Source organism: Aquitalea sp. ASV11 (assembly GCF_016429185.1).
GTDB classification, from domain to species: domain Bacteria; phylum Pseudomonadota; class Gammaproteobacteria; order Burkholderiales; family Chromobacteriaceae; genus Aquitalea; species Aquitalea pelogenes.
Genome location: NZ_JAELUD010000207.1, coordinates 1 through 325, shown reverse-complemented (window position 1 = coordinate 325; position 325 = coordinate 1). Strand labels below are relative to the sequence as shown.

At 75.4% G+C, this 325-nt stretch carries 1 protein-coding gene; it reads left to right on the top strand.

Annotation, left to right across the window (positions count from 1 at the left end; all coding sequences use genetic code 11):
• The coding region (locus JHD62_RS21745) for a hypothetical protein (RefSeq protein ID WP_199104619.1) at positions 1–205 on the top strand (205 nt) is incomplete at its 5' end.
• Positions 206–325: the final 120 nt, after the last annotated feature.

Here is a 325-nt window from a genome sequence, read left to right as displayed (position 1 = left end):
CCCCCCCCCCCCCCCCCCCCCCCCCCCCCCCCCCCCCCCCCCCCCCCCCCCCCCCCCCCCCCCCCCCCCCCCCCCCCCCCCCCCCCCCCCCCCCCCCCCCCCCCCCCCCCCCCCCCCCCCCCTCTTCCCCCCCCCCCCCCCCCCCCCCACCCCCACATCTTACTGTTCGTCGGCAGCGTCAGATGTGTATAAGAGACAGTGGTAACGGTGATCAACCGTGCCCGGCGTTACCGCAAGCTGCGCTCCTACATCATCAACGACAGCCTGACCGGCCTGCTCAACCACTCCCATCTGTATGCCCAGCTGGAATACGAAGTACTGCGCG